Source organism: Nitrosovibrio sp. Nv17, from assembly GCF_900119085.1.
Taxonomy (GTDB): domain Bacteria; phylum Pseudomonadota; class Gammaproteobacteria; order Burkholderiales; family Nitrosomonadaceae; genus Nitrosospira.
The window spans coordinates 59219-83043 of the sequence record NZ_FPIQ01000007.1 but is presented as its reverse complement, the minus strand read 5'-3'; the positions used below and the strand labels follow the sequence as shown (position 1 = coordinate 83043).

General features: G+C 59.4%; 18 protein-coding genes and 1 pseudogene. 16 read left to right on the top strand and 3 right to left on the bottom strand.

The genetic code is table 11. From position 1 onward, the window contains the following. Positions 1-6 precede the first annotated feature (6 nt). Positions 7-1206 carry an acetyl-CoA C-acyltransferase gene (locus BT108_RS05980; protein ID WP_072293629.1) on the top strand — a complete coding sequence of 400 codons (1200 nt, stop codon included), beginning with the start codon at positions 7-9 and terminating at the stop codon, positions 1204-1206. Between the two features lie 28 nt (positions 1207-1234). On the opposite strand, the gene BT108_RS05975 is transcribed toward BT108_RS05980, so the two are convergent. Both BT108_RS05975 and BT108_RS05970 read right to left on the bottom strand, forming a co-directional pair. Beyond that, a complete protein-coding gene (locus BT108_RS05975; RefSeq protein WP_072293675.1) occupies positions 1235-1423 on the bottom strand; it encodes a DUF3460 family protein in 189 nt (62 codons plus the stop codon). Between the two features lie 141 nt (positions 1424-1564). After that, the gene (locus BT108_RS05970; protein ID WP_072293628.1) at positions 1565-2326 is read right to left on the bottom strand and encodes a polyamine aminopropyltransferase; all 762 of its coding nucleotides are present in this window, start codon (positions 2324-2326) and stop codon (positions 1565-1567) included. A gap of 89 nt (positions 2327-2415) precedes the next feature. Here BT108_RS05970 and BT108_RS05965 point away from each other — a divergent pair, with 89 nt between their 5' ends. Continuing rightward, the gene (locus BT108_RS05965) at positions 2416-2910 is read left to right on the top strand and encodes a hypothetical protein (RefSeq protein ID WP_143142414.1); all 495 of its coding nucleotides are present in this window, start codon (positions 2416-2418) and stop codon (positions 2908-2910) included. An 8-nt stretch (positions 2911-2918) separates the two neighbouring features. Then, on the top strand, positions 2919-4370 hold the full coding sequence (locus BT108_RS05960) for an SEL1-like repeat protein (RefSeq protein WP_304528465.1): 1452 nt from the start codon (positions 2919-2921) through the stop codon (positions 4368-4370). Positions 4371-4397: 27 nt separating this feature from the next. On the opposite strand, the gene BT108_RS13805 is transcribed toward BT108_RS05960, so the two are convergent. After that, complete coding sequence (locus tag BT108_RS13805) at positions 4398-4574, bottom strand: hypothetical protein (protein ID WP_255369634.1); 177 nt, start codon at positions 4572-4574, stop codon at positions 4398-4400. A gap of 142 nt (positions 4575-4716) precedes the next feature. Between BT108_RS13805 and BT108_RS05950 the strand changes: the two genes are divergently transcribed. The 13 genes and pseudogenes from BT108_RS05950 to BT108_RS05890 all read left to right on the top strand — a co-directional run bounded on the left by BT108_RS05950 (position 4717) and on the right by BT108_RS05890 (position 23821). Beyond that, entirely contained in the window at positions 4717-5178 is a 462-nt protein-coding gene (locus BT108_RS05950; RefSeq protein WP_072293626.1) for a glycine zipper 2TM domain-containing protein, read from the top strand. 540 nt (positions 5179-5718) lie between these two features. Further along, entirely contained in the window at positions 5719-5910 is a 192-nt protein-coding gene (gene trbK, locus BT108_RS05945; RefSeq protein ID WP_072293625.1) for an entry exclusion lipoprotein TrbK, read from the top strand. 75 nt (positions 5911-5985) lie between these two features. After that, positions 5986-6786 carry a glutamate racemase gene (gene murI, locus BT108_RS05940; RefSeq protein ID WP_072293624.1) on the top strand — a complete coding sequence of 267 codons (801 nt, stop codon included), beginning with the start codon at positions 5986-5988 and terminating at the stop codon, positions 6784-6786. 282 nt (positions 6787-7068) lie between these two features. Continuing rightward, positions 7069-7179 carry a transposase gene (locus BT108_RS14300; RefSeq protein WP_369816950.1) on the top strand — a complete coding sequence of 37 codons (111 nt, stop codon included), beginning with the start codon at positions 7069-7071 and terminating at the stop codon, positions 7177-7179. Continuing rightward, positions 7167-7337, top strand: a pseudogene (locus BT108_RS05935) (helix-turn-helix domain-containing protein); the annotation flags it as partial. The gene BT108_RS14300 and the pseudogene BT108_RS05935, both read left to right, overlap by 13 nt. A 33-nt stretch (positions 7338-7370) precedes the next feature. Further along, the gene (locus tag BT108_RS05930) at positions 7371-7871 is read left to right on the top strand and encodes a BrxE family protein (protein WP_072293622.1); all 501 of its coding nucleotides are present in this window, start codon (positions 7371-7373) and stop codon (positions 7869-7871) included. A 2-nt stretch (positions 7872-7873) separates the two neighbouring features. Then, a complete protein-coding gene (locus tag BT108_RS05925; RefSeq protein WP_072293672.1) occupies positions 7874-8662 on the top strand; it encodes a BrxA family protein in 789 nt (262 codons plus the stop codon). After that, entirely contained in the window at positions 8643-9218 is a 576-nt protein-coding gene (locus BT108_RS05920; protein ID WP_072293621.1) for a BREX protein BrxB domain-containing protein, read from the top strand. The genes BT108_RS05925 and BT108_RS05920 overlap by 20 nt, the downstream gene beginning before the upstream one ends. After that, a complete protein-coding gene (brxC, locus tag BT108_RS05915) occupies positions 9184-12888 on the top strand; it encodes a BREX system P-loop protein BrxC (RefSeq protein ID WP_218184829.1) in 3705 nt (1234 codons plus the stop codon). The genes BT108_RS05920 and brxC overlap by 35 nt, the downstream gene beginning before the upstream one ends. Positions 12889-12890: 2 nt before the next feature. Then, entirely contained in the window at positions 12891-15605 is a 2715-nt protein-coding gene (locus BT108_RS05910) for an ATP-binding domain-containing protein (RefSeq protein WP_072293619.1), read from the top strand. Between the two features lie 10 nt (positions 15606-15615). Further along, positions 15616-19494 carry a BREX-1 system adenine-specific DNA-methyltransferase PglX gene (gene pglX, locus BT108_RS13520; RefSeq protein WP_143142413.1) on the top strand — a complete coding sequence of 1293 codons (3879 nt, stop codon included), beginning with the start codon at positions 15616-15618 and terminating at the stop codon, positions 19492-19494. After that, positions 19491-21299, top strand: a complete 1809-nt coding sequence (locus BT108_RS05895; protein ID WP_072293618.1) for a DUF262 domain-containing protein — start codon at positions 19491-19493, stop codon at positions 21297-21299. Before pglX ends, BT108_RS05895 begins: the two co-directional genes overlap by 4 nt. Continuing rightward, the gene (locus BT108_RS05890; protein WP_072293617.1) at positions 21296-23821 is read left to right on the top strand and encodes a PglZ domain-containing protein; all 2526 of its coding nucleotides are present in this window, start codon (positions 21296-21298) and stop codon (positions 23819-23821) included. Before BT108_RS05895 ends, BT108_RS05890 begins: the two co-directional genes overlap by 4 nt. Positions 23822-23825: the final 4 nt, after the last annotated feature.

The window sequence follows — 23825 nt, the reverse complement described above, 5'->3', positions numbered from 1 at the left end:
ACCACCATGACCAAGCAGACCCAGGACGCCTACATCGTCGCCGCGGTGCGCACCCCCGTGGGGAAGGCCCCCCGCGGCATGTTCAGGACGGTGCGCCCGGACGACATGCTGGCGCACGTGCTGAAGGCGGCGATGGCGCAATGCGAGGGGCTTGACCCGGCCGCCGTCGACGACGTCGTCGCCGGATGCGCCATGCCGGAGGCGGAGCAGGGCATGAACGTGGCGCGCATCGGGCTGCTGCTGGCCGGCCTGCCGGACAGCGTGCCCGGCATGACCATCAACCGCTTCTGCGCCTCGGGACTGCAGGCGGTGGCGATCGCCGCCGACCGCATCCGCCTGGGAGAAGCGGATGTCATGATCGGCGCGGGAACCGAAAGCATGAGCATGGTTCCCATGACCGGCAACAAGATGTCGCTGGACCCGGCCATCTTCGCGCGCGACGAGAATGTCGCCATCGCCTATGGCATGGGCATCACCGGGGAAAAGGTGGCGCAGCGCTGGCACGTCAGCCGCGAGGCGCAGGACGAGTTCGCGGTCACGAGCCACACCCGGGCGCTGGCGGCGGCCGAGCGTGGCGAATTCCGCCAGGAGATCGCCCCCTATCCCGTGGTGGAGAAGCGGCCGGACCTGGCCGCGCATGAGGTGCGCAGCGTCTCCGTCCTGCGCGATGCCGACGAAGGACCGCGCCCCGGCACCAACCCGGGGACACTGGCCACCCTGAAACCCGTGTTCGCCGCCGGCGGCTCGGTCACGGCGGGCAACAGCTCGCAGATGTCCGACGGTGCGGGTGCGGTGATCGTGGCCAGCGAAACGGCACTGAAGCGCTTCGGCCTCACCCCCATCGGGCGCTTCGTGGGGTACGCGGTCGCCGGCGTCCCGCCGGAAATCATGGGTATCGGCCCCGTCAAGGCGATCCCCAAGGTACTGCAACAGACCGGCCTGAGCCTGGACGACATGGAGTGGATCGAACTGAACGAGGCGTTCGCGGCGCAAAGCCTCGCGGTGATCAACGACCTGGGACTGGATCGCACCCGCGTCAATCCGCTGGGGGGCGCGATCGCCCTGGGCCATCCCCTGGGGGCAACCGGCGCCATCCGCGTGGCCACGCTGCTGCACGGCCTGCGCCGGCATCACCGGAAGTACGGGATGGTGACGATGTGCGTGGGTACCGGAATGGGTGCCGCGGGAGTGTTCGAGGCGCTGTGACGCCTGTTGTGAAACCTGGAGGAAAGCCCTACTTGCCGAAGTAGACGTAGGCTTTCTGCGGTACGGCCGATTCCTTGAAGCGCTTGCGCTCGTCCCTGTCCAGCTTCTTGTCCCACCAGATGGCGCGGGCCTCCCTCTGGGCATCCGCCAGCTGGGGATTCTTCTCGAACAGTTCGCGCATGAAGCGGGTATGATCGGATTCGTACAGCTTGGTCATGATCTGATGCCCCCTTTCATCCTTCCCGCCTGGCCGGAGCGGCCGGGTCCTCATGGCCGCCACTGTACCATTTCATGCACGGCGGGTAAAGCGCCCGCAGCGAACCGCCCAAAAGCCGTGGACATGATGGCTGGCGCGGGCTCAGGGTCCTTTCCGGCGCAGCCTGCGCGCGTACTCCGGAAACGGGAGTGAGAACTCCGCCTCCAGGCGGGCTGCGCGCTCCCCGAGTCTCTCCCATGCCCGCCTGCCGGGATCGCGCTTGAAGGCAAAGGCGACGAGGTTGCCATGCACCTCCGCCATCATGGTCGACACGCGCCCGCCGAAGCTGCGCTCCATGCGCTCCAGGTACTCCTGCAGCCGCCTGTCCCGGCTGAGCAGATTCACCACCATGACACCGCGCTTCCCGAGCGCCTCGCGGGCATGGTCGTAGAACGCCTGGCTGCACAGCGCAGGCATCTGGCTGCCGCCGTCGAAACCGTCTACCATCAGCACGTCCGCGCTGGCGGGATGGCGGGCGACATAGTCGCCGCCTTCCGCGACGACCACCTGCAGGCGATCGTCGTCTTCCGGCAGGAAAAAGTGGCTGCGCGCCACCGCCACCACCCGGGGGCTGATCTCCACTGCGGTGATCTTCGACTGCGGCAGCCGATGATAGGCGAACTTGGCCAGCGATCCGCCCCCCAGGCCAAGCATCAGGATCTGCCCGGGATCGGGATGAAACAGCATGAAGCCCATCATGCAGCGGGTATAGACCAATTCCAGGTCGTTGGGCGCGGACAGCCGCATGGCGCTCTGCACCAGAAAGCCACCCCCCATGTGCAGTGCACGCACGCCCGCCTGCTCGCTCAGCTCGATATCCGGCTCATCCGGCGAAACGGCACGCCGCCTGGAAAAATTCTGCACGTATGCGCATCCTTGAGTATCATGCCTGACTATCGGCACAGCCCCGGATCGGGGAACCGATGCGGACGCCGGCCCTCCTATCCAGTACCATGAAAATACCGATCGCGATTCTAACCCTCCTTCTATCGGCGTGTGCCAATTCCGGCACTTTCCAGCACAAGCCCCAGCGTCATGCGGACCGGTTCGGGGGAAACCGGGCGGCACTGGCCGACTGTACCATCGGCAGGCTCCAGGCCGACAGCCGCTGGGTCATCAGCGGGCTGGGATATGAGGTGCGCTCGTACCCGGACATCGACGCCACGGAAGTATACGCCTTTCCCCTGGGGGCGCTGCCGGGCACCTACCCGCGCAACATGCCCACCAATCCCGATGCCGTGGGGGTGCAGGAGAAACCGGTGGTCAAGGTCCTCGACTACGCGGCGCATCCCTACACCGGGCCCAGCTATTCCTTTCTCCTGATGCTCAAGAGAATCGACGACGACTCGGTGCTCGCCACCGTGAAGGGAAACGAGTACGAAGGCGGCATCGCATGGGAAAGCCTGGCCGCGTGCGCCGCCGCTTCGAACCAGGCCGGACAGAAGTGAGGACGGGGATGATGCTGCAGCGCTTGCTGATGGCGTGCCTGCTGGCGGTGTTCCTGGTGCCGCGCGTATCCGCCGCTGATTTCGAGGACGGCATGCGGGCGGCGATCGACGGCGACCACGCCAGGGCGGCGGAATCCTTCAGGAAAGCGGCGCAGCAGGGCAATGCGGACGCGCAGTTCAACCTGGGCGTCATGTACGCCAGAGGCCGCGGCGTGCCCCAGGACCCGGCGCAGGCGGCCGTCTGGTACCGCATGGCCGCCGAGCAGGGAGATGCGGCCGCCCAGGTCGCGCTGGGACTCATGCACCTCAAGGGCCAGGGCGTGGAGCAGGACGACCGGCAGGCGCTCGCGTGGTACCGCAAGGCCGCCGAACGCAGCCACCCCGTCGCGCTCTACAATCTGGGCGTCATGCACGCCAAGGGCCAGGGCGTGGAACAGGACTACCGGGAGGCGCTCGTATGGTACCGCAAGGCCGCCGAGACGGGATACCCTCCCGCGCAGTCCATCCTGGGATTCATGTATCTCAAGGGCCAGGGCGTGGAGCAGGACGACGGGACCGCCGCATCCTGGTATCTCAAGGCGGCGGAGCAAGGCCTGGCGGAGGCGCAGTATGCGCTTGGCGTGCTGTATGCCAAGGGCCGGGGCGTGGTGCAGAACGATCTGGAGGCCGCCTCCTGGTACCGCAAGGCGGCGGAGCAGGGCAACGCCGACGCCCAGTACAGCCTGGGCCGGGCGTACGCGAACGCACAAGGCACGGCCCAGGATGAGCGGCGCGCGGCGTTCTGGTATCTCAAGGCTGCCGAGCAGAAGCACCTCGGCGCGCAGTTCAAGCTTGCCGTCCTGTACGCCAGGGGCCGGGGCGTCGCACGCAGCAACGAGGAAGCGCTGGCCTGGTACCGCAAGGCAGCGGAAGCCGGGTACGCACCCGCGCAGTTCAACCTGGGCGTGATGTACGCGACCGGTACCGGCGTGGCCCAGGACGACCACAAGGCGATATCATGGTACAGCAAGGCGGCCGAACAGGGCGATGCGGACGCCCAGTACAACCTCGGCGTGCGCTACGACGAGGGACGCGGCGTGCACCGGGACGAGCAGGCAGCCTTCGCGTGGTATCTCAAGGCAGCCGAGCAGGGCTACGCCAAGGCTCAGTACAGCCTGGGGGTCAAGTATGACAGCGGCACCGGCGTGGCCCAGAACTACGAGCAGGCCCTGTCCTGGTATCTCAAGGCGGCGAAGCAGGAACACCCGGGCGCCCTGACCAACCTGGGCGTGATGCACTACGCCGGCAACGGCGTGGAGCGGGATCCGGTCGAGGCGGAAAAATGGTTCGACCTGGCCAGCGCAGCGGGCTACGAGGACGCCCGGCTGAACAGCGAAGTCATGAAGAAACTCCTGACGCAGGAGCAGGTGGCCGAGGCGCACCGGCGGGCAGGGGAATGGAAGCAGGCCCTCCGGGAATGAGGCCCGAGCTGCTTGCCAAGCCAAGTGCTAGTCGGACGCTTCCTTGTCGCCCTTTTCCTTGACGACGGGATTACGCAGCGTGTAACCCTTCTCCTTCATCTTGTAGCCGCCGTACGCTCCGACCCCGCCCGCCGCCACGTACCAGCAACCGGACAGCGCCGGCAACAGCGCCAGCACCAGCCCGGTACAGATCATTTTCTTCATTTTCATCCGCATGGCAGGGTCGAAATGGAACGGAAACGGCGGCAATCGCCGCAGGCGACTTTACCTTCCGGCACGAAAACCTGTCAACCGCATTTCCATGTATCATCCCGCTTTTGGAACCCTCTCGCATAAAGGAACCCTCATGAACCGCACAATATTCACGAGAACATGGGTCAGAGGATCGGTGGCCGCCCTGCTGATCGCATTCCTGTCGGGCTGTCAGACCGGGGATTCTCGCCGCGTCGGCGGCGTGATCGGCAGCGTGACGGGCAGCTACCTCGGCTACCAGCTTGGCGGCAGCAGCACGGCAGGCCGACTGGCGGGCGCCGTGGCCGGAAGCCTCGCAGGCTACTACCTCGGCACCACCATCGCCGGCTACCTGGAAGAAGGTGACAGGAACAGGATGTCACAAGCATCGCAGGCGGCCTTCGAGACGAACCAGACACAGACCTTCAGCAACCCGGACAACGGCGTGCAGGGCAAGGCCGAGGTGGTCTCCCCGACGCAGGCGACGCAGCAGGGCCAGGAATGCAAGACAATCAGGCAGACCATCGTGCTCAAGAACGGCGATACCGTCACCGAGGACGTCAAGAGCTGCAAATAATCCGGGTAATTCCCAAAGCCTGCTAATACTTGCTTCATGCTCGCGACGGTGACGGATTTCAGCTGGGACGAGGCGCGAGCCGCGCAGTAGGAGTCCGGATGGGCGGAGCGCAGCGCAACCCATCGTCTCTCGGAGAACGCCATGCGATGGGGTGCATTTCATTTCCCATCCATTTGGCCGAAAATCCGTGCCGCTTTCTCCGATCGGCCAAAGAGGTGCGCAGGCGCTCTTTCATCCTGACAACGGCTGAGCACCGGGAATCGGCAGGGCGGCCAATGGAGTGCATCGGCAGCCCTGTACCCTGTACTCGCCGGTATAATGGACGCCTGCGGAGCCATGCCTTGACCAGCACCTCTCGAAGGAATTCCATAGACGGGTGGCCAGTGGGAAGGGTGGCAAGCGACTCGACCGCCATGAGTGCAGTAGGGGATGTTTCTCCAAAGGCACCTGGGGTACCGCTAAATCGGGCCAGCGATCATGCATCGTCGCATATCTGCGGGAACTTTCATCATATTGATGTTTTTTAAAGAGGAAAATTGAATGAAGGCCAGACACGCTGCAGTAATCATTTCCCTGAGTGCCATCTTGACGAGTTGCGGCGGCGACGGCCCGCCCGAGGTCAATTCGACGAACTGTTCCGGCGCAGGCATGCAGGCAATACTGCCGAATTTCACCAGTGAAGCCGAACGGCAGGCATTCATTGATAAGTGCCAGTCTCTGGCGGAAAAATAGCATCCACGCCGAATCGGGGCGTCATCGTTAATCTTCGGGTCAGGCCGTGCTGCCGTCTGGCCCAAGCAATGCAATGTGGAAACATTCTCTCCCGTAGCTGTATTCGACTCCGGTATCGGAGGATTGAGCGTCCTCCAGGCGCTGAGAAGGCGGTACCCTCAGGAATCCTATGTATATCTGGGCGATACGGCGCGCCTGCCCTACGGAACCAAGAGCCCTGAAACCGTGCAGCGCTACAGCCGGAATCTGTGCAGATTTCTGCTGAACTACAACCCCAAAGCCATCGTGATCGCCTGCAATACCGCCTCGACGCATGCGCTGGATGCGGTACGCGCGCTGGCGGCTCCGCTGCCCGTGATCGGCATGATTGGGCCGGCCGCAGCCGCGGCAGTCCGGGAAACCAGGAATGGGCATGTCGGCGTCATCGCCACCCCCGGCACGATTCGAAGTGGCATATATGAAAAGGAACTGAAAAAGATCGATCCTCGCGTGAGGGTATCCTCCCAGGCTTGTCAGATGCTGGTGGCGCTTGCGGAAGAAGGCTGGTCCTCAGGCCCGATCGCCGCCGCGACCATCCGCCAGTATCTCGATCCCATATTCGACACAGCCGAAGTGCCGGATACGCTGATTCTGGGGTGCACGCATTTTCCTGTTTTTGAAGCTCTCTTCAGGGAAATCTTGGGGCCATCGGTCACGCTCATCAACAGCGGGGAAGTGGCTGCCCTGCAGCTTTCAGGCATGACGGGAACAAAGGGCCAAGTGAAGATACTTGCAACCGACGATCCCGAGCGTTTTGCTGCCAATGCATCCAAATTCTTCGATCAAGGATTGGTGGCGACCGACATAGGGCTGGTCGACGTGACTGCGGTATCCTAGCGCCGGCCAAGCGGGCTTTTCCTCGAGCCAGCATCCTTTCGATCCGAGTGCTTCAAACCTGCAGATCCTGTAATGCTAGGGCGGAGAACTTTGTGCCTGGCTTCTTCTCAGTTGCTGGATCAGTGACGTTCCCCCGGAAAATTGATACAGGTTAGAACTGGAGGTAGGATTGCTTCCCGAAGCCCTGCAGAGGCAAGGAGAAGCGATGAAGAAGTCGAGATTTACGGAAGAGCAGATTGTTTACACGCTGCGGTTGACCGACAGCGGCAAGACAGTGGTCGTATGTGCAGGCAGCTTGGCGTGTCGGAGGCCACGTTCTACACATGGAAGAAGAAGTCGCAGAGTTGGGCGTCAGCGAGTAGCGCAGGCTCAAGCAGGTCGCGGAGTACTTGAAGGTTACCGAGCGAACAATTTACAGGCTCGCGGCGGCCAAAAAAATGCCTGCGTTCAAAGTCGGAGACACATGGAGGTTTTCACGCACTGACATTGATAGTTGGATTAAGCATCAGTTTGTATTTGTCTCAAACCAACCCCCCCATGTCTACAGATGAGGGGTACTTAACAAATGAATAACGAGAAATGAGATGACTGACTCTTACCTATTGACTCTCTTACATATGCGCTTGCTTATTGGTTTCCTCGGTGAGCGTACTCAGTGCGAATGGTGGCCTACAGCGTTCTATGACGCATCAAGCAAGCCTTTCCTGGAGCCTGCTTTTTCCAAGACGTCTCACCTTGCTCAGTACCATGGGGTGTTAGAAGCAGCTAGGCGGCTGCATGACGAGCATCTAAGTGTGGGGAGCTACCACCTGTTCCGTTTGCCCGAAGAAATCGAGCAAGACCTGCACGCAGCTGTTCAAAGTAATGAGGGAGACGAACTCTCCAGCCAGACACCGCAAAGCAAGGGTGCAGCACTTGATGTGTTGGCGCGTTTGACCGGCACCGGATGCATGCTTAGAGTGGGCCCAACTGCGGTCGGAAGCGTCAAAGATCTCTATTCCACCGATACGCTGAAGGCCATCGCAGCAACCTATCTGTCGGCGTTCACACAGGACGCCAAAACCTATCCATATCTGCTGGGGTGATCGTGGCTTACAACAAGCTCTATACGAGCCAACTAGGGGCAGGGCTCGGCTTGGTTGATGAGACAAAAACGCTGCTCGATCTATGGTCGTCTAGCATGACGATAAATCAGCTACATCAGGTCGCACTGGAGTCGGGACGATTCCCGAATGTCACCGCACGTCGGTTGCGCAACATCGTCGTTGAATGCTTTGCTCCTCGCTACTTGGTGGCAGCCGGCGCCCCGGCGGCACACCTCAAACGACTAGCCAAAACGATTCCTACTGCAGACCTGACGCAGCTCATGCTCGTTTTTACGAGTCGAGCTAATTTGATACTTGGAGACTTCATCCGTCAGGTTTATTGGATTCAGTACGCAGGGGGATACACACAGATCACTAATGCCGATGCCCGCATCTTTGTTGAACGTGCCATCGGCAATGGCTTGACGACCAAACACTGGTCAGAATCGATGATTCAGAACGTTTCGGGATACCTGACCGGTTGCTGTGCAGACTATGGGATGCTCGAACAAGGCCGGAGAACGAGTCGCCGCATCCTGCCGTTCCGTATTTCTCCAGCTGTGGCCACCTACTTGGTTTACGAACTGCATTTTTCCGGCATCAGCGACAACGCGCTGCTGATCCACGACGACTGGAAACTATTTGGTCTGGCGCGCGAAGACGTGCTAGAGGAAATCAAACGACTCTCGCTGAAAGGGTTGCTCATCGTCCAGGCCGCTGGCGATGTGATCCGCATCAGCTGGAAAAAAACAGATATGGAGGCGCTCTGCGATGTCCTCAATCAAAGCTGATTTTGACGAATTGCGCGAGCGCATTCGGCATGGGCGGGAACTCGGCCATGCGAGCTTCGAGCCGATCTACTACCTGGTCTTCCCGCCAGAGCAAATTCTCGAAGTGAAACGACAAACGCCTGCCTGGGTGGCCAAGCTGCACCAGGAAGGCTGGGACGTGCATACCTTCTCCATCGTCGAGCAAATCTGGGCTTTGCTCAAAGAAGATCCATTCTGGACACTTTGCGTGATGGAAGACAAGTCCGCACCACTGGACTGGCCGCGTACCAACAAGGCATTAGCGGACATCCTGACAACAGAGAACGGCTTGCTCAATCGGCTTGAGGCTGCCTTGCAGCCTCTGGAGGGACAGCAGAACACGCTCTTGCTGGTCACTGACCTAGAAGCACTGCATCCGTTCATGCGGATTGGTGCTATCGAAAGCCAGCTTCAAGGCAAGTTTCACCTACCGACGATTTTTCTTTACCCCGGCGTGCGAACCGGCAAAACGCGCCTGAAATTTCTCGGCTTCTATCCGGAAGATGGAAATTACCGCTCCGTACACGTTGGCGGCTGAACAGACAAAAGAATCCTGGGACAAATCTATGACGATTCGCTCACTCTTCGATCCAAGCAAGGACATTTACCGGACCATCGAGAAGGTTATCACCTATGGCGCCTCGCAAGAAGGTCGCCTCAAGGCCGAGATCTCCGAGTACGTGGTCACCGAAAGCATCGAGGAGCAGTTCCGCAAGCTCCTCGATCGCATGCAACTCGCGATGGAATCCGGTGGCGAAAACGAAGTGGGTGTTTGGGTCTCTGGCTTCTACGGTTCGGGCAAGAGCTCGTTCACCAAGTACCTCGGCCTGGCGTTCGATGATCAGCGCACCATCGACGGCACGCCGTTCATCAACCACCTGCAAGACCGTCTTCACAAGCCGCAGACAAGAGCGCTCCTCACCACTGTCGCGAAGCGTTTCCCGGCCGCGGTGGTCATGCTTGACCTTGCCAGCGAAATGCTCGCCGGCGCCACGATGGAGGATGTCTCCACCGTTCTTTATTTCAAGGTACTGCAGTGGGCTGGCTACTCGCGCAACCTCAAGGTCACCGCATTCGAGCGGATGGTCGAGAAAGATGGTCGAACGCCCGAGTTGCACGATCGCATCGCCCAAGCGCTGCCAGGCGCAACCTGGACGCGCGTGCAGAACAACCCATTGGCTATCGACGGGCTGATCCCAAAAATCGCCCACGAGATGTATCCCGCACTCTTCCCGGAAGCCAAGTCCTTCTCGTCCAGCACCGAGGGGTTCTTCCAGTTCGAAGATCAGCGCGTGCAGGAGATGATCGACATCGTTCGCGAAAAGAGCGGCAAGCAGAACACCATCTTCATCGTCGACGAAGTCGGACAGTACGTTGCCTCACGCGACAACCTGATTCTCAACCTCGATGGCCTGGCGAAGAATCTCAAGCGCCTGGGCGACGGAAAGGCATGGATCATCTCTACCGCGCAGCAGACGCTAACGGAGGACGACCCGCGCGCCGCACTGAACTCCGACAAGCTCTACAAACTCAAGGACCGTTTCCCGATCCAGATTGACCTTGAATCGAGTGACATCAAGGAGATTTGCTACCGCCGCCTGCTCGGCAAATCGCCAACGGGGGAGACTGAACTGGGCAAGCTGTTCGATGCCCACGGCCAAGCGCTGCGACACAACACCAAACTGCAAGACGCCAAGTATTACGACGCGGACTTCAGCAAAGAAAGTTTCACCAATCTGTACCCGTTCTTGCCGGCGCACTTTGACATCTTGCTGCACCTGCTGGGTGCGCTGGCTAAATCGACCGGTGGCATCGGTCTGCGCTCGGCGATCAAGGTGATCCAGGACGTTTTGAAGGGCGAAGGTGGCTCCAAGGCAATGGCCGATCAGCCCGTAGGCTGGCTGGCGACCACTGTCACCCTGTACGACGAATTGGAAAAGGATATCCGCCGCGCCTTCACGTCCATCCACCAGGCGGTCGGCAAAGTACAGATTCGCTTCCCGGATTCGCAACTCCATCAAGACATCGCCAAGTCCGTCGCTGTACTGCAGATCCTGGGTAATCTGCCTGTTTCGGTGCAGAACGTCGCCAGCCTGATGCACCCATCTGTTACCGCGCCTTCGCAACTCGACATGGTCAAAAAGGCCGTCGAGGAAATGCTTGGCGACGTGCATGTGCCGCTGAGCGAGAAAGATGGCAGCTTGGTCTTTCTCAGTGAAAAATTGCGTGACATCGAACAAGAGCGCGGTGCCATTGCGCTGCGTACCGTCGATGTGAAGCGTATTTTCAACGATGCGCTGCGCGAGTCCTTCGACCCGCTTCCCCGAGTCAGCCTTCACGGGACTATGGCCGTCGCAACGGGCCTGAAAGTCCAGGCTGGCAGCGCCACCACCAGCCTGACTGGTGACAACAATGCCATCCAGACTGTTGTAGAACTGGTGCCTGCCAGTGATTACGAGACATCCAAGCATCGGATGCTGGACGACTCCCGTAGTCGCGCCGGTCGCAATGTCATTGGTCTGCTGGCCCGCTCCAATGCCGACCTCGACGACCTGGCAAATGAAATCTACCGCTGCCAGCGCATCGCCGAGCTGCATCGCAACGAGCCCGACCAAGAGGTCAAGGACTACTGCTCAGGCCAGCTTGATCGCGCCGCCAAGCTTGCGACTCAACTACAGAGCAAGATCAAACAAACCCTGCAGGCTGGCTCGTTCGTATTTCGAGGCCAAGCCACTGCCGTATCGGCGTTGAACGCCGACCTGCTGGAAGCCGCCAAGAAGCTGCTTGCAGACGTCGCAGACCAAGTCTTCGACCGTTATGTCGAAGCGCCGGTGCGTGCCGGGACCGACACCGCCGAGAAATTCCTGAAGATTGCCAACCCCGCAGCCATCAGCAGCACGCTGGACCCGCTTAGACTGGTGCAAACCGTAGCGGGGCGCGCCTCGTTCAAGACCGGTCACAAGGCGATGATCAGCATCCGCGACTACATCGATAAGCGCGGTACGGTCGATGGAAAGCGTCTGCTTGACGACTTCGGCAGCGACCCGTTTGGTTGGTCACCCGATACAACACGCTACATCGTGGCCGCCATGCTCATGGCCGGTGAAATCAAGCTCAAAGTCTCTGGGCGTGAAGTCACGGCGGCTGGGCAGCAGGCGATCGACGCCCTGAAAAACAACAACTCGTTCAAGCAAATCGGTGTTTCACTTCGCGACGAGCGTCCATCCATCGAAACCCTGGGCAGGGCGGCTGAGCGCCTCTCTGAACTGATCGGTGACATGGTGATTCCGCTGGAACAAGAGATCAGCAAGGCGGCGACGAAGCACTTCCCACGCTTTCAGCACGACTACGGCTCCTTGGCCGAAAAGCTTGTTGGCCTTGGGTTGGCAGGCAGTGACCGTATTCGCACCTTGAACCAGGACATTGCCGACGTCCTGTTCACCGATGCCTCTGATGCTCCGCAGCGCCTGGGCGCCGAAACCTCCGCCATTTACGACAACCTCAAGTGGTCGCTGGAAGTGAAACGAGTGCTGGACAACGGCCTTGACGTCACCCTGCGCGACTTGCAAGCCCATCGCCGCGACATCGAAGTCTTGCCGGACACCGGCGTGCCAGGCGAGCTGCGCCGCGAACTTGCCGAAGACCTGGGAACCCTGTCGGAGCGCCTGGGCAAAGAAGATTTCTACAAACACACCGCAGACTTCAACTCACAGCTCACTCATTTGAAGAGCCGCGTGCGCGATGCGGTCATCACGCTCTCAGACCAGCAAAAGCTGCGTTTGAAGGAAGGCGTAGAAGACCTGCAACGTATCCCCGAGTGGGAAGAACTCACCCAGGAGGAGCGTGGCAATGCCGTGAATCGTCTGGACGGGCTCACGCTCGCAGCGCAGCAGGATCTGGCCGGACTCAAGAAACTGCTGGCACGCGACTATGACATCAACAGCACTCTCGACGATCTGAAGCGGTCGATCCAGCGTCAAGGCCAGGAACGCCTGCGCCAGCGCATGGAGGAAGAGAGGGCCAAAACTGGCGAGAAAGGTCCGGCCAAACTCAGCAAGTCAATCGCTGTGCCAGTGAAGATGACCTCTGCCGCAGACATCGACGCGTTGATCCAACAGCTCAATGAAATCAAGGTACAGCTTGGCCTCTACTCCGAGATCGAGGTGTCTTTGGTGCTCAGTGATCAACCAGGAACGGGCGGGAGCTAACGATGGAAGTGTCCAAAGAGTCCAGGCAACACATCGAACACCTTGCAGAGGAAGCACTGACCCAGCTTGGCAGAATCGCTGCTGCTGCAAAAAGCAAGCTGCACGATGGGCGAGCCCTCGACTTCGATGTCATGGCGAGCATCAACACCATGACGTCCACCACCCCGCAGCGCCTCGACCAAATTAACCAGGCCAACCGAGACAGTTATGCCGTGCTGGAAAGGGAGCCAGCGATTGCTCGTGTTGTCGTCGCGGACGAGGAAGGTGAAGAGCGCACGTACTACATCTGCCGCACTACGCCGATAACAGGCTTTCCCAACCTGGCCAGCTATCGCGCGCCAGTCGGTCGCCTGGCTTCACTGTCAGTGGGTGCCGAGTTCACCCTGCCGAATGGCGATATCGTCGAAGTTCTAGAGCGCGCCCAACTCCGACCCTCAGCACTGGCTAGCGGCTGGGATTCGCGCAGCACCGTAGTGGAAGCCGAACACTTTGGCCCACTCACCATCGAGTCGCTGCGGGCGCTGTTGACTGAAGTTGTTGGAGAAGAGGTCACTGAAGACCTTTTGGGCCAACTGCTGGATGAAGAAACCGTCAAGGCCAACATCATTGACGGCGTGCGTCGCAGTGTCATCACCAAGATGGGGCTGCGCGACCAGCCCGTTCTGGATCAATACCAGGATGAGATTTTCCGCCTTCCACTCGACAAGCGCTTGCTGATTCTTGGCCCACCTGGCACAGGTAAGACGACGACCCTAATCCGTCGCCTGGGCCAGAAGCTAGACACCGCCTTTCTGGAAGAAGGTGAGCAGCGCTTGGTCGAGATGGTGGCTACCAACCAGGGCACCGTCCATGCCAACAGTTGGCTGATGTTCACGCCCACCGAGTTGCTCAAGCAGTACCTCAAGGAGGCTTTCGCTCGTGAAGACGTTCCAGCGTCCGATCAGCGCATCAAAACCTGGCAGGACTATCGGCGCGAACTGGGCAGAAACGCTTTCGGCGTTCTCAGAACCGCATCGGGTGGCGGCAGCTTTGTCCTGAAAGACGGCCTGCCGAGTCTGAGTGAGGAGGCGCTGGAGCGCCCGATTCAGTGGTTCGACGAATTCAATACTTGGCAGCGCAACGCCTATGTGCAAGAGCTGCATGAAGCGGCCAGCATGCTCCGCGAGGCCAAGGTGCCAGAAGTCCAGAGTCTGGGTGAGCGGCTGCACGGTATCCTGACGCAAGCCAGTGATGGCGCGTCGGCGTCCACCTTCGGATCGCTGGCAGCCGAAATTCCCAAAGTACAGGCGCTCGTCAACAGCCTGAAGGAAGCTTCAGACGGCAAGATCAAAGCCGCGCTCAACCTTCAACTCAACCGCAACCGGGCATTTCTGGATGAGTTGGCACGCTTTATCGACGGCCTACAACAAGTCCAGACCACCGACGCCGATGAGCAAGACGACCTCGATGCCGACGAGGAGGAAGACAGCACCACACCGCGCACCGGTCGTGCCGCGGCTCTCAATGCTTACATGCAAGCCGTGCGTGCCCAAGCGCGGGCCGCAGCCTCGAAGCGAACGGTCAGCAAGACGTCGCGCAACGGCAAGATCATCGAGTGGCTGGCCGATCGCGGCCTGACGGAAACCGACCGTGGCGGTGTGGGTGCGAGTCTGCTGGTGCAGAGTAGCGCACGCCGATTCGTGAATCCGGTCAAGCGCTATCTCGACGGCATTCCGAAACGCTACCGCGCGTTCCGGCGCGATCGCCAGCAAGCCGAGAACTGGTATCGCAACGAAGGCTTCGAAGCCCGCGATATCCATCCGCTCGAACTGGACATTGTGCTGCTCGCCATCCTGCGCGCCGCAGGCGACCTGATCAGCCGGCCTAACGTCCTGCGGGATATCGACAGCCCCGCTTGGTCGGCACTCCAGCCCATCCTGGGGCACTACCGCAACCAGGTCTTGGTGGATGAAGCGACCGACTTTTCACCTATCCAGCTTGCCTGCATGGCTGCCCTGGCGCATTCACGGCTGCGCTCGTTCTTTGCCTGCGGCGACTTCAACCAACGCCTGACCACTTGGGGCACGCGATCTGCTGACGAAATGAAGTGGGTCTTTGCCGACTTCGACATCAAAGAGATCACCGTATCCTACCGGCAGAGCAAGCAACTGAACGATCTCGCTCGCGCCATGATCCGCGCCGTCGGCGGCACCGAGCAGAATGCCAGCTTGCCCGCCCATGTGGACAGTGGCGGCGTCGCGCCCGCGCTCCTGGAGCACGCCGCAGACACAGCAATCGTGGTCAGTTGGCTGGCAGATCGCATCCGAGAGATCGAGCGTTTCGTCGGCCAACTGCCGTCCATCGCAATCTTTGTAAATTCCCAAGACGACGTTCCCGCAGTGGCAGAAGCGCTGAATGCCGCCTTGGCCGAGCACAACATACCGGTGATCGCATCGGATGGGCGAACGGTGGGCCAGGAAAGCAATGTGCGCGTGTTCGACATCCAGCACATCAAGGGCCTGGAATTTGAAGCGGTGTTCTTCGTTGGCATCGACCAGCTCGCCGCACTGCATCCAGCGCTTTTCGACAAATACCTGTACGTGGGTACCACACGCGCTGCCACTTACCTGGGGGTGACCTGCGACGGCGCTTTGCCGCCCGCCATCGAGAGCCTGCGCGCTCACTTTGGCCAGGATTGGCAAGCGCCCGGTTCACAGCAAGCAGGCACAGAACAATAGGAATCGATTGATGGCTTTCGACCAAACAACAAGAAACCGCCTGCAGCGCTTCGTCAACGATGCGCGCCGGGTGCTGGAAGAGGAATTCACCCGCCAGCTCCAGAACGATTACGGCATGGACCCGAACGCGGGCACCGTGGCTGACCTGGCCAGCTTGCGCCACATCAACGACGCCCAGCGTGAAACCGCCCGCATCCTCCGCGACACTCTGGCGCACTACACCGCCAGTGGCGACATGAGCGCCACGCAGGGGCTGGATCGCATCGTGCGCGAGCAGGCCTTCACGGTGCTCAACCGCTTGGCGGCCTTGCGCATGGCGGAGGCGCGGGGTCTGTTGGTCGAATCAGTCGGCAACGGTTTCCAGGCCAAGGGCTTTCAGCTTTACGCACGCCTGGCCGGCACCGGCCTGGGCGAAACCGGCGATGCCTACCGCGTGTACCTGTTCAGCGTGTTTGATGAACTCGCCCAAGACCTGCCAGGCCTGTTCGACCGCTACTCACCGCAGAGCCGCCTGTTCCCGCGCGAGGCGGCGCTGCTGCAAGTGCTGAACCTGATCAACGATGCCGACATCGCCCCGCTGTGGAGCGAGGACGAAACCATTGGCTGGATCTACCAGTACTTCAACTCCAAGGAAGAGCGCAAGGCCATGCGCGATGCCAGCCAGGCGCCGCGCAACAGCCGCGAGCTGGCGGTGCGCAACCAGTTCTTCACGCCGCGCTACGTGGTCGAGTTTCTGGTGGACAACACCCTCGGGCGTCTCTGGTTCAACGCGACCGGCGGACAAACGGGTTTGCGTGACCGCTGCCAGTACCTGCTGGTCAAGCCAGACGAAACGCCCCAAGCCGCCACCAAGCTGCGTGACCCGCGCACCCTCAAGTTGCTGGACCCGGCCTGCGGCTCCATGCACTTTGGTCTGTATGCCTTCGATCTGTTCGCCGAGATATACCGTGAGGCATGGGCCTGGGAACAACAGCACGGCCCGGGCTCGCTCGATGTTTCGACCCAGCCCCAGGCAGTGCTCAAGCCACTGAGCCAGACCTACGAGGACGAGGCAGCGTTCCTACGCGATGTGCCGCGCCTGGTCATCGAGCACAACATCTACGGCGTGGACATCGACCCGCGCGCCGCTCAGATCGCCTCGCTGGCGCTGTGGCTGCGGGCGCAACGTGCCTGGCACGATGCGGGAGTCAAGGTCAAAGACCGCCCACTGATTGGGCGCGGCCATGTTGTCGCCGCCATTGCTCCACCGGCTGAGCGAGAGTTGCGCCAGCAGTTTGCTGCCAATCTCGACGAGCGTGACGCCGAGTTGTTTGAGAAGACCCTGCAAATGCTCAAAGGCCTGCCGGAGTTAGGCGTGCTGCTCCAGGTCGAACGCGAGTTACCTAACTTGATTCGTCAGGTTTATGTGGGCAAAGGCACTGGTCTGTTTGCTGAGCAGGAGCAGGAGAGCTGGCAGCAAGCAGAGGCACGTCTGCGTGAAGCGCTCACTGAATTTGCCCAGGCTGCGAGGTCGACTTATCAAGGACGCCTGTTTGCACAGGACGCGCTGCAAGGGCTGCGGCTTATTGATCTGTGCCGTGAAGTGTTCGATGTGGTTGTAATGAACCCCCCATTCGGTTTGGCTAACAGAGACCACTTTGAACAGTTGAAGAAGGCATATCCCGATGCCTACGTCGACTTGTATGCATGTTTTGTTTCTAGGGCTGTTTCTCTCTGCAATGGCTGGGTTGGTGCTATTTCGTCTCGCTCCCTCTTGATTACCAAGAAACTCGAACGTCTTCGCTCAAACTGGGTGCTGCCCAGAATTGAATGCCTTTTGGACTTGGGCTGGCCTGTGATGGATGATGCGACAGTTCAGTCTGCAGCCTATACATTGAATTGCACTCAAGTGGGGCCAGCTAGTGCCTTCGCCGTGATCGATAGGAAATCTTACGATGACAAATCCGCCGACTTAGCTGTTGCCACCTCCGATATCGCTAATTCTCCGCACTGCTATGTTGTGGACAGAGCGGTTTATAGCACCATTCCGCGATCAAAAATCCTTTATAACCTGCCGGCTTCAGCGCTTCGCCTTTTCTCAAAACCAACTCGCATGGGAGATCAGGTTCTTCTCGCCAAGCAAGGTATGAAATCTTTCAGTGACTTTCGATTTCTTCGCCTTCGCCATGAAGTCGCACCTGAAAAAATTGGCAGAGGAAAGCAGTGGGTTTCGTTATCTAAAGGCGGCTCCTATGCAGTCTTCTATTCGGATCTCCCCCTTCTGCTCAATTGGGAGAAAGACGGTTCACAGGTCTGCGAAGTTAATCGACAGGTAAACGGACAAGTCGCACAAGCAAGGCAAGCTTCAGTGCATTACTACAAGCCGGGTGGAACGTACTCACGAAGGTGTAAGGACTTCGGGGTTCGCGTTCTCCCGGCAGATTTCGTAATTGGAGAGAAAGGGCCAGCTATCCTTCCACTGGAGGAGCACTCTCCTTCCTTCGTTGTTGGATTAATGAATGCCCGTCTTTTCAGGGCACTAATAAACCTTCAGGCGAATGCAAAGCAATATGACACTGGGCTTGTCGAATCTTGTCCGCTCGCAGAGTTCGATAAGCAAACGATTATAGATATTGATAATGCTGCAGTGCGATCAATCTCCGAGATTATGGAGCTCTCCAAGCGCACCGAAGGGGATGCACTATTTGTAAGTCCCATCATAAAGAAATCGATAGCTGAGATGGCTGAATCGTTGTCGTCACTCCGTGACTCAGCAAATCGAGCAATTCAGGCTTCACTCGAAAAAATTGATGCGCTAGTAGATTCAGCCTACCAGGTGGACTCAAAGGAACTAGAAAAAATAGTCTTGGCGGAATCGCTTGATGGCAATGATGAAGACGAGGCTGATGATGGAAGTGAAAACGAGGAAGAAGATGAGGGTCGGGGAATTTCTGGGGCTCAGAATGACATTGCCACCCAAATAATTTCATATCTGGTGGGATGCGTTTTTGGTAGGTGGGAAATCCGATTTGCCACAGGCGAAAAGTCTGCGCTGTCTCCCAAGGAACTATTTGCTCCCTTGCCATCGCATCCTCCAGGGGCACTTCTTGATTGGAGTGCGCATTTTTATTATCCCCAGGAAATTGCCAATCTAGGGATTCTGGTTGATGACGAGGGAAACAGTCACGACATGGTCGCCCGTATTCGTGAAGCCATAAGGATCATCTGGAAAGAGCATTCCGATACCATAGAAGAAGAACTTCTTGAGGCATTGAGTGCTGATTCGTTACGCCAATATGTAAATGGCCAAAACAAGTTCTTCTCTGATCATTTCGGGCGATATACAAAGAGCAAGCGTAAGGCCCCTATTTACTGGCCGCTGAGCACGACATCCGGCAGTTATACGCTGTGGGTCTATTACCCCAGCCTCAGTAGCCAGACGCTGTACACGGCGATCAATGACTTCGTCGAACCCAAGCTCAAACAAGTCGGTGCTGATGTGACGGCGTTGCGCAACAAGGGTTCGGCACGCACTCGCGACGACGAAAAACAGTTCGAGGCATTGCAAGCCTTTGAGCTGGAGCTGATCGAGCTGCGCGACACCCTACTCAAGCTCACGCCCACCTATAAACCCAACCACGACGATGGCGTGCAAATCAGCGCCGCGCCGCTGTGGCCGCTGTTCCGCCACAAGCCCTGGCAGAAGGTGCTTAAGGACACCTGGGCCAAGCTGCAAAAAGGCGACTACGACTGGGCACACCTGGCCATGAACTACTGGCCCGAGCGCGTGCGCGAGAAGTGCAACACCGACAAGTCGCTCGCCATCGCGCACGGCCTGGAGGATTTGTACATCGAGCCGGAGGCCGCTCCGAAAAAGGCACGTAAGAAGAAGGCTGGGGGCGACGAATGATCAGCAGTGTTCAGGATTACCCGGTCAGCCACTACTTCAATCCGGACGCTGCGCAGCGGTTCTTTATCCCAAAGTATCAGCGCGAGTACGTGTGGAAACCGAGGGACTGGGAGGCGCTGTTCAATGATCTGGAAGATTCCCCCAAGGGACATTTCCTAGGCTCAATCATCTGCGTGAACAACCAGAAGGATTCGATGGCGGGAGGACGTTTGGAATTGATCGATGGTCAGCAGCGTTTCACCACCATCAGCCTGCTGTTCTGCGCACTCTACGACCGGCTGAAGGCCCATCCAGACCCGGATGACGACTTCAATGTCGAGATCGTGAACCTCAAGAACCGGCTCTTTATCAAGTCGACCAATCAGTGGCGTTTTGAGCCCAGCGAGCAGGCGCAGAACAAGGCCGACTTCCAGAAGGTACTGAGTGACCTCTTCCCGAAGCTAGTCTCCGCGCCCAAGGGCCTGAGCTATTTCGGCAACCGCCGTATCGCCAAAGCGTATAGCTATTTCCGCGAGCGCCTGCAGCCGCTGAGTATCGAGCAAACATTGGCGCTGCTGGATAAGCTGAAGGCGGCAATCCTGGTCAAGATCGAGGTGCCTAGCCACTCGGATGCCTTTGTGCTTTTCGAGACGATCAACAACCGGGGCATCCCGCTCTCGGCCATCGACATCATCAAGAACAACCTGCTAGCCGAGTTGGATAAACGCCCGGACTATGGCATTGATCGGGCGTTTGACGAATGGAAAGACCTGATTGACCTGTTGCCCGACCCAGCAGTGCAGGAGCGCTTCCTGCGCCAGCTGTACAACATGTTCAAGTACCTCAAGCGGGTCGAGGTCAAAGGCTGCACACGCGCCACGCGCTCGAACCTTATCTCCATCTACGACACCCTGCTGCGCAAGCGTCCGGTCTGGCTGTTCGGCGCGCTTCAGGCCAAGGGCAAGACCTACTCGGCGCTGCTCAATCCCATGGTTGCACGCGCGGAATGGGGCGACGCTACCGCCGCGGCCTTGCAAGACCTGCAGCGCCTGGGAGCCGCGCCGGCTTACGCATTCTTGCTGTGGGCCAGCCAGGTGGCGCAGAGCAAGAAATGGACTGAGGGTGATGTAGTGAGCCGTCTGGCCACTTTGCTCACCAAGTGGTTCTTTTGGCGCAACCTCACCGATATGCCGCCCACCCGCGAACTCGACCCGATGTTCATGGAACTGGTCGGCTACTTGCTGACGCGGATTCGCAGTGGCGAGGTCACGACGCTGGACGGCTTCATCCAGCAAGCCAGTGATTGGTTGCTGGCACGGGCAGCCCCGCAGGATGTTTGCGAGTCGCGCCTCAAGGGCGACGTGTACCTAGAGAATTACGACGCCACGCGGTTCATGCTTTGCAAGCTGGAAGAGACACACCAAACCCGCGAGACCAAACGCGACCTGTGGGCGCATGACGCCAATGATCGCCCCGTATTCACTGTTGAACACATCCTGCCGAAGACCGAAAACTTGGGGCCGGGCTGGGTGACGATGCTCGAAGGGGATCAGACAGGCACTGCGGCTGCCATTCGCGAGCGCTGTGCTCACCAGCTCGGCAATCTGACACTGAGTGGCTACAACTCCAAGCTCGGCACGATGGAATTCTTGAAAAAGCGGGATCGCAAGAACGAGCAGGGCGACTTCATCGGTTACCGCAACGGCTTGTACCTGAATGCCGACTTGGCCAGCCGAGATGATTGGAACGAGGCCGCCATTACGGCGCGCACAGACGAGATGCTCAAGGAGGTGATGTCCATCCTGAGCCTGCGGGAGGACAAATGACGATTGCAGAATTTATCCGAGAAGGCGTACTGCGGCCACGTCTGATGAAAGCTGGCGCCTTGGTCGTGTACGACGCCGACAAGCGCTACCGTGAGCAGTGTTTAGATCTGGCGGCTGACAAGGTGCGGGTGGTGGATGCGTCCGAGAGCAGCATCGAAAGCCGCGAAGCGGCTTTGTTGGCACTGCGCGATGTGGGCCAACCCAAGGCGCCGCTGGGGGCTGTGCTGATCTATGTGCCTGCCAAGCGCCCGGAAACCGACGAACAGAAGCAAGTAGATCCATTTGCCCTGTATGCAGAATGCGGTGCGGTGTTCCCGCAAGATGATGGTGACGATTACTTGAGCTTGTGCTTGCGTGCGAGGCCGGACCACACCACTGAGATCCGCCAGGTGTTTGCGACGTCGCCCTCCGGGCCGACTTTTGCAGTCATCGACGCGATTGGCGGCGGCGTAAGCTGGCCCCAGTTGCGAGCCACATTGCAGGTGGAATCGGGCCGCGAGATTTTGGCCGCTCTTCTGGTACCCAGCGCCAAGCAGATCGACGCATTGAAGGTCCAGGAAGGATGGGTACAGGAGGCACGCGACTTCCTGCGAGCGACCCTAGGATTGAGCGTGAAAACGCGTGGCAAGACTTGGGGCGCACTGGCGGACGAACTGTGGCGCTATGTGCTGTTCAGTGAGTTCGTTTTTGATTTTCCCCTGGCCTTGCCCGATGCCCTGAATGGCGTGCCGCACGCGCCGCCGGAGGCCAGGCCTATCGTCGAAGGGGTGTGCGATCAATTGCGCAATGATCCCAAAGCACGTGCGGCCTACATCGACCGGGCAGAGACCATAGAGAAGGAACTCAATCTCGTTGAGCTGTGCGGTTCTCTGGAAGACCTGGGCGAGCGGGATACCTTTCCCTTTGAGGAGCGGACGTTCCTGCGCGCCGCCATCAAGGGCATCGTCACGGACGACACGGATGCCACACGCCGAGTGCTGGCCAGACACAAGGGCTCTGTCTGGCTGGGTAAAGGAGAAAGCCAGGCACAGTGGGAACTGGTGCGCTCGGGCCTGAGCTTGGTGGAAGCCTGCGACGACTTCGAACGCCAGTTGCCTGGTCATGCGCGATCGCAGGCGGAGTTGATCGACTTCTATCTGAACAGTTTGCGCGAGGCAGATCGTCTGCAGCGTGAGTTTGAGCAGGCCGCAGGGGATTTTCTCGATCAGCATGGGCTGATGCACGAGGTCATCAACCAGGCACGTGCGCGCTATCGCCACCTGGCGGAAAAGGTGCAAGGCATCTTCGTCAAGCACATCGAGACGGCAGGCTGGCCGCCCACTGGTCGACTGGCCAACGCCGATGTTTTCGATCGCCTTGTGGCTGACCGCCTCAAGGAGCGTGGCCGCAAGGTGGCGTATTTGATGGTAGATGCCTTGCGCTACGAATTGGGCGTGGCGCTTGAAAAGCTGCTGACCGAAGATGGCCCTGTTGAGTTACAGGTGGCGTATGCGCAGTTGCCCTCCATCACCTTGGTCGGCATGGCCAGCCTGTTGCCCAATGCCCGCACCGGGCTGGCCCTGGCGCTGGAGAACGATTCGCTGGTGCCCAAGTTAGACGGTGAACCTGTGGGAAGCGTGGCGCAGCGCATCGGTGTGCTGGCCAAGCGGTATGGCGATCGCTTCGAGGAAATGCCGCTGGGCGAATTTGTGCGTGGCAAACCGAAGATCGCCGAGACCGTCGATCTACTGGTGCTGCGCTCTACGGAAATAGACAGTCAACTGGAAAACAATCCCGAGACAACCTTGGGGCTGATCCCCGGCACGCTCAAGCTGATCCGCGTGGCACTGCACAAGCTGCGTGGCATGGGCTTTAAAGAGGCTGTCATCGTGACCGATCACGGTTTCTTCCTGAACGCGCAGGCAGAGGCTGGCGATGTGTGCGTGAAACCGCAGGGGAAATGGCTGAATGCTCATGACCGCATGATGCTGGGCAACGGCACAGCGGACAGCCACAGCCTGGTCGTCAGCGCAGACAAGGTTGGTATTCGCGGCGATTTCACCGAGGTGGCGTTGCCACGCAGCATGGCTCCGTACCGCGCTGGCCATCTTTATTTTCATGGTGGTGCGTCTTTGGCGGAGGCGGTCGTTCCCGTTCTGGTTGCTCGTCTTGACCATGGTGCCAATGCGGAACCACGCAAGGTGCTGGTGGAGCTGAGCTACAAGAACGGCGCCAAGCGCATCACCACCCTGCTGCCCGTGATTGAAGTGGCCTTGATATCCGATGACATGTTCATGCAGGACATGAGCGTGGAAATCTTGCTTGAGGCCCAGGACAGCAAGGGTAATGTCGTGGGAGAGCCGCGCCCCGGTGGTGATGTGAACCCTGCGACGAGAACGGTGACCCTGATGCCGAACCAGCGCAAACAGATTGCATTGCGAATGGATGAGGATTTCAGGGGCAAGTTCAAGGTTGTGGCGTTGAACCCGACGACCTTGGCGGCCTACAGCAATCTGGCGCTTGAAACGGACTATACGGAGTAAGCCC

Bases quoted from the DNA above. Each gene is read 5' to 3' on its own strand.
- BT108_RS05980 (WP_072293629.1), top strand. From the start codon at position 7: ATGACCAAGCAGACCCAGGACGCCTACATCGTCGCCGCGGTGCGCACC.
- BT108_RS05975 (WP_072293675.1), bottom strand. From the start codon at position 1,423: ATGACCAAGCTGTACGAATCCGATCATACCCGCTTCATGCGCGAACTG.
- BT108_RS05965 (WP_143142414.1), top strand. From the start codon at position 2,416: ATGAAAATACCGATCGCGATTCTAACCCTCCTTCTATCGGCGTGTGCC.
- BT108_RS05960 (WP_304528465.1), top strand. From the start codon at position 2,919: ATGATGCTGCAGCGCTTGCTGATGGCGTGCCTGCTGGCGGTGTTCCTG.
- BT108_RS13805 (WP_255369634.1), bottom strand. From the start codon at position 4,574: ATGAAGAAAATGATCTGTACCGGGCTGGTGCTGGCGCTGTTGCCGGCG.
- BT108_RS05950 (WP_072293626.1), top strand. From the start codon at position 4,717: ATGAACCGCACAATATTCACGAGAACATGGGTCAGAGGATCGGTGGCC.
- trbK (WP_072293625.1), top strand. From the start codon at position 5,719: ATGAAGGCCAGACACGCTGCAGTAATCATTTCCCTGAGTGCCATCTTG.
- BT108_RS14300 (WP_369816950.1), top strand. From the start codon at position 7,069: ATGTGCAGGCAGCTTGGCGTGTCGGAGGCCACGTTCTACACATGGAAG.
- BT108_RS05930 (WP_072293622.1), top strand. From the start codon at position 7,371: ATGACTGACTCTTACCTATTGACTCTCTTACATATGCGCTTGCTTATT.
- BT108_RS05920 (WP_072293621.1), top strand. From the start codon at position 8,643: ATGTCCTCAATCAAAGCTGATTTTGACGAATTGCGCGAGCGCATTCGG.
- brxC (WP_218184829.1), top strand. From the start codon at position 9,184: ATGGAAATTACCGCTCCGTACACGTTGGCGGCTGAACAGACAAAAGAA.
- BT108_RS05910 (WP_072293619.1), top strand. From the start codon at position 12,891: ATGGAAGTGTCCAAAGAGTCCAGGCAACACATCGAACACCTTGCAGAG.
- pglX (WP_143142413.1), top strand. From the start codon at position 15,616: ATGGCTTTCGACCAAACAACAAGAAACCGCCTGCAGCGCTTCGTCAAC.
- BT108_RS05895 (WP_072293618.1), top strand. From the start codon at position 19,491: ATGATCAGCAGTGTTCAGGATTACCCGGTCAGCCACTACTTCAATCCG.
- BT108_RS05890 (WP_072293617.1), top strand. From the start codon at position 21,296: ATGACGATTGCAGAATTTATCCGAGAAGGCGTACTGCGGCCACGTCTG.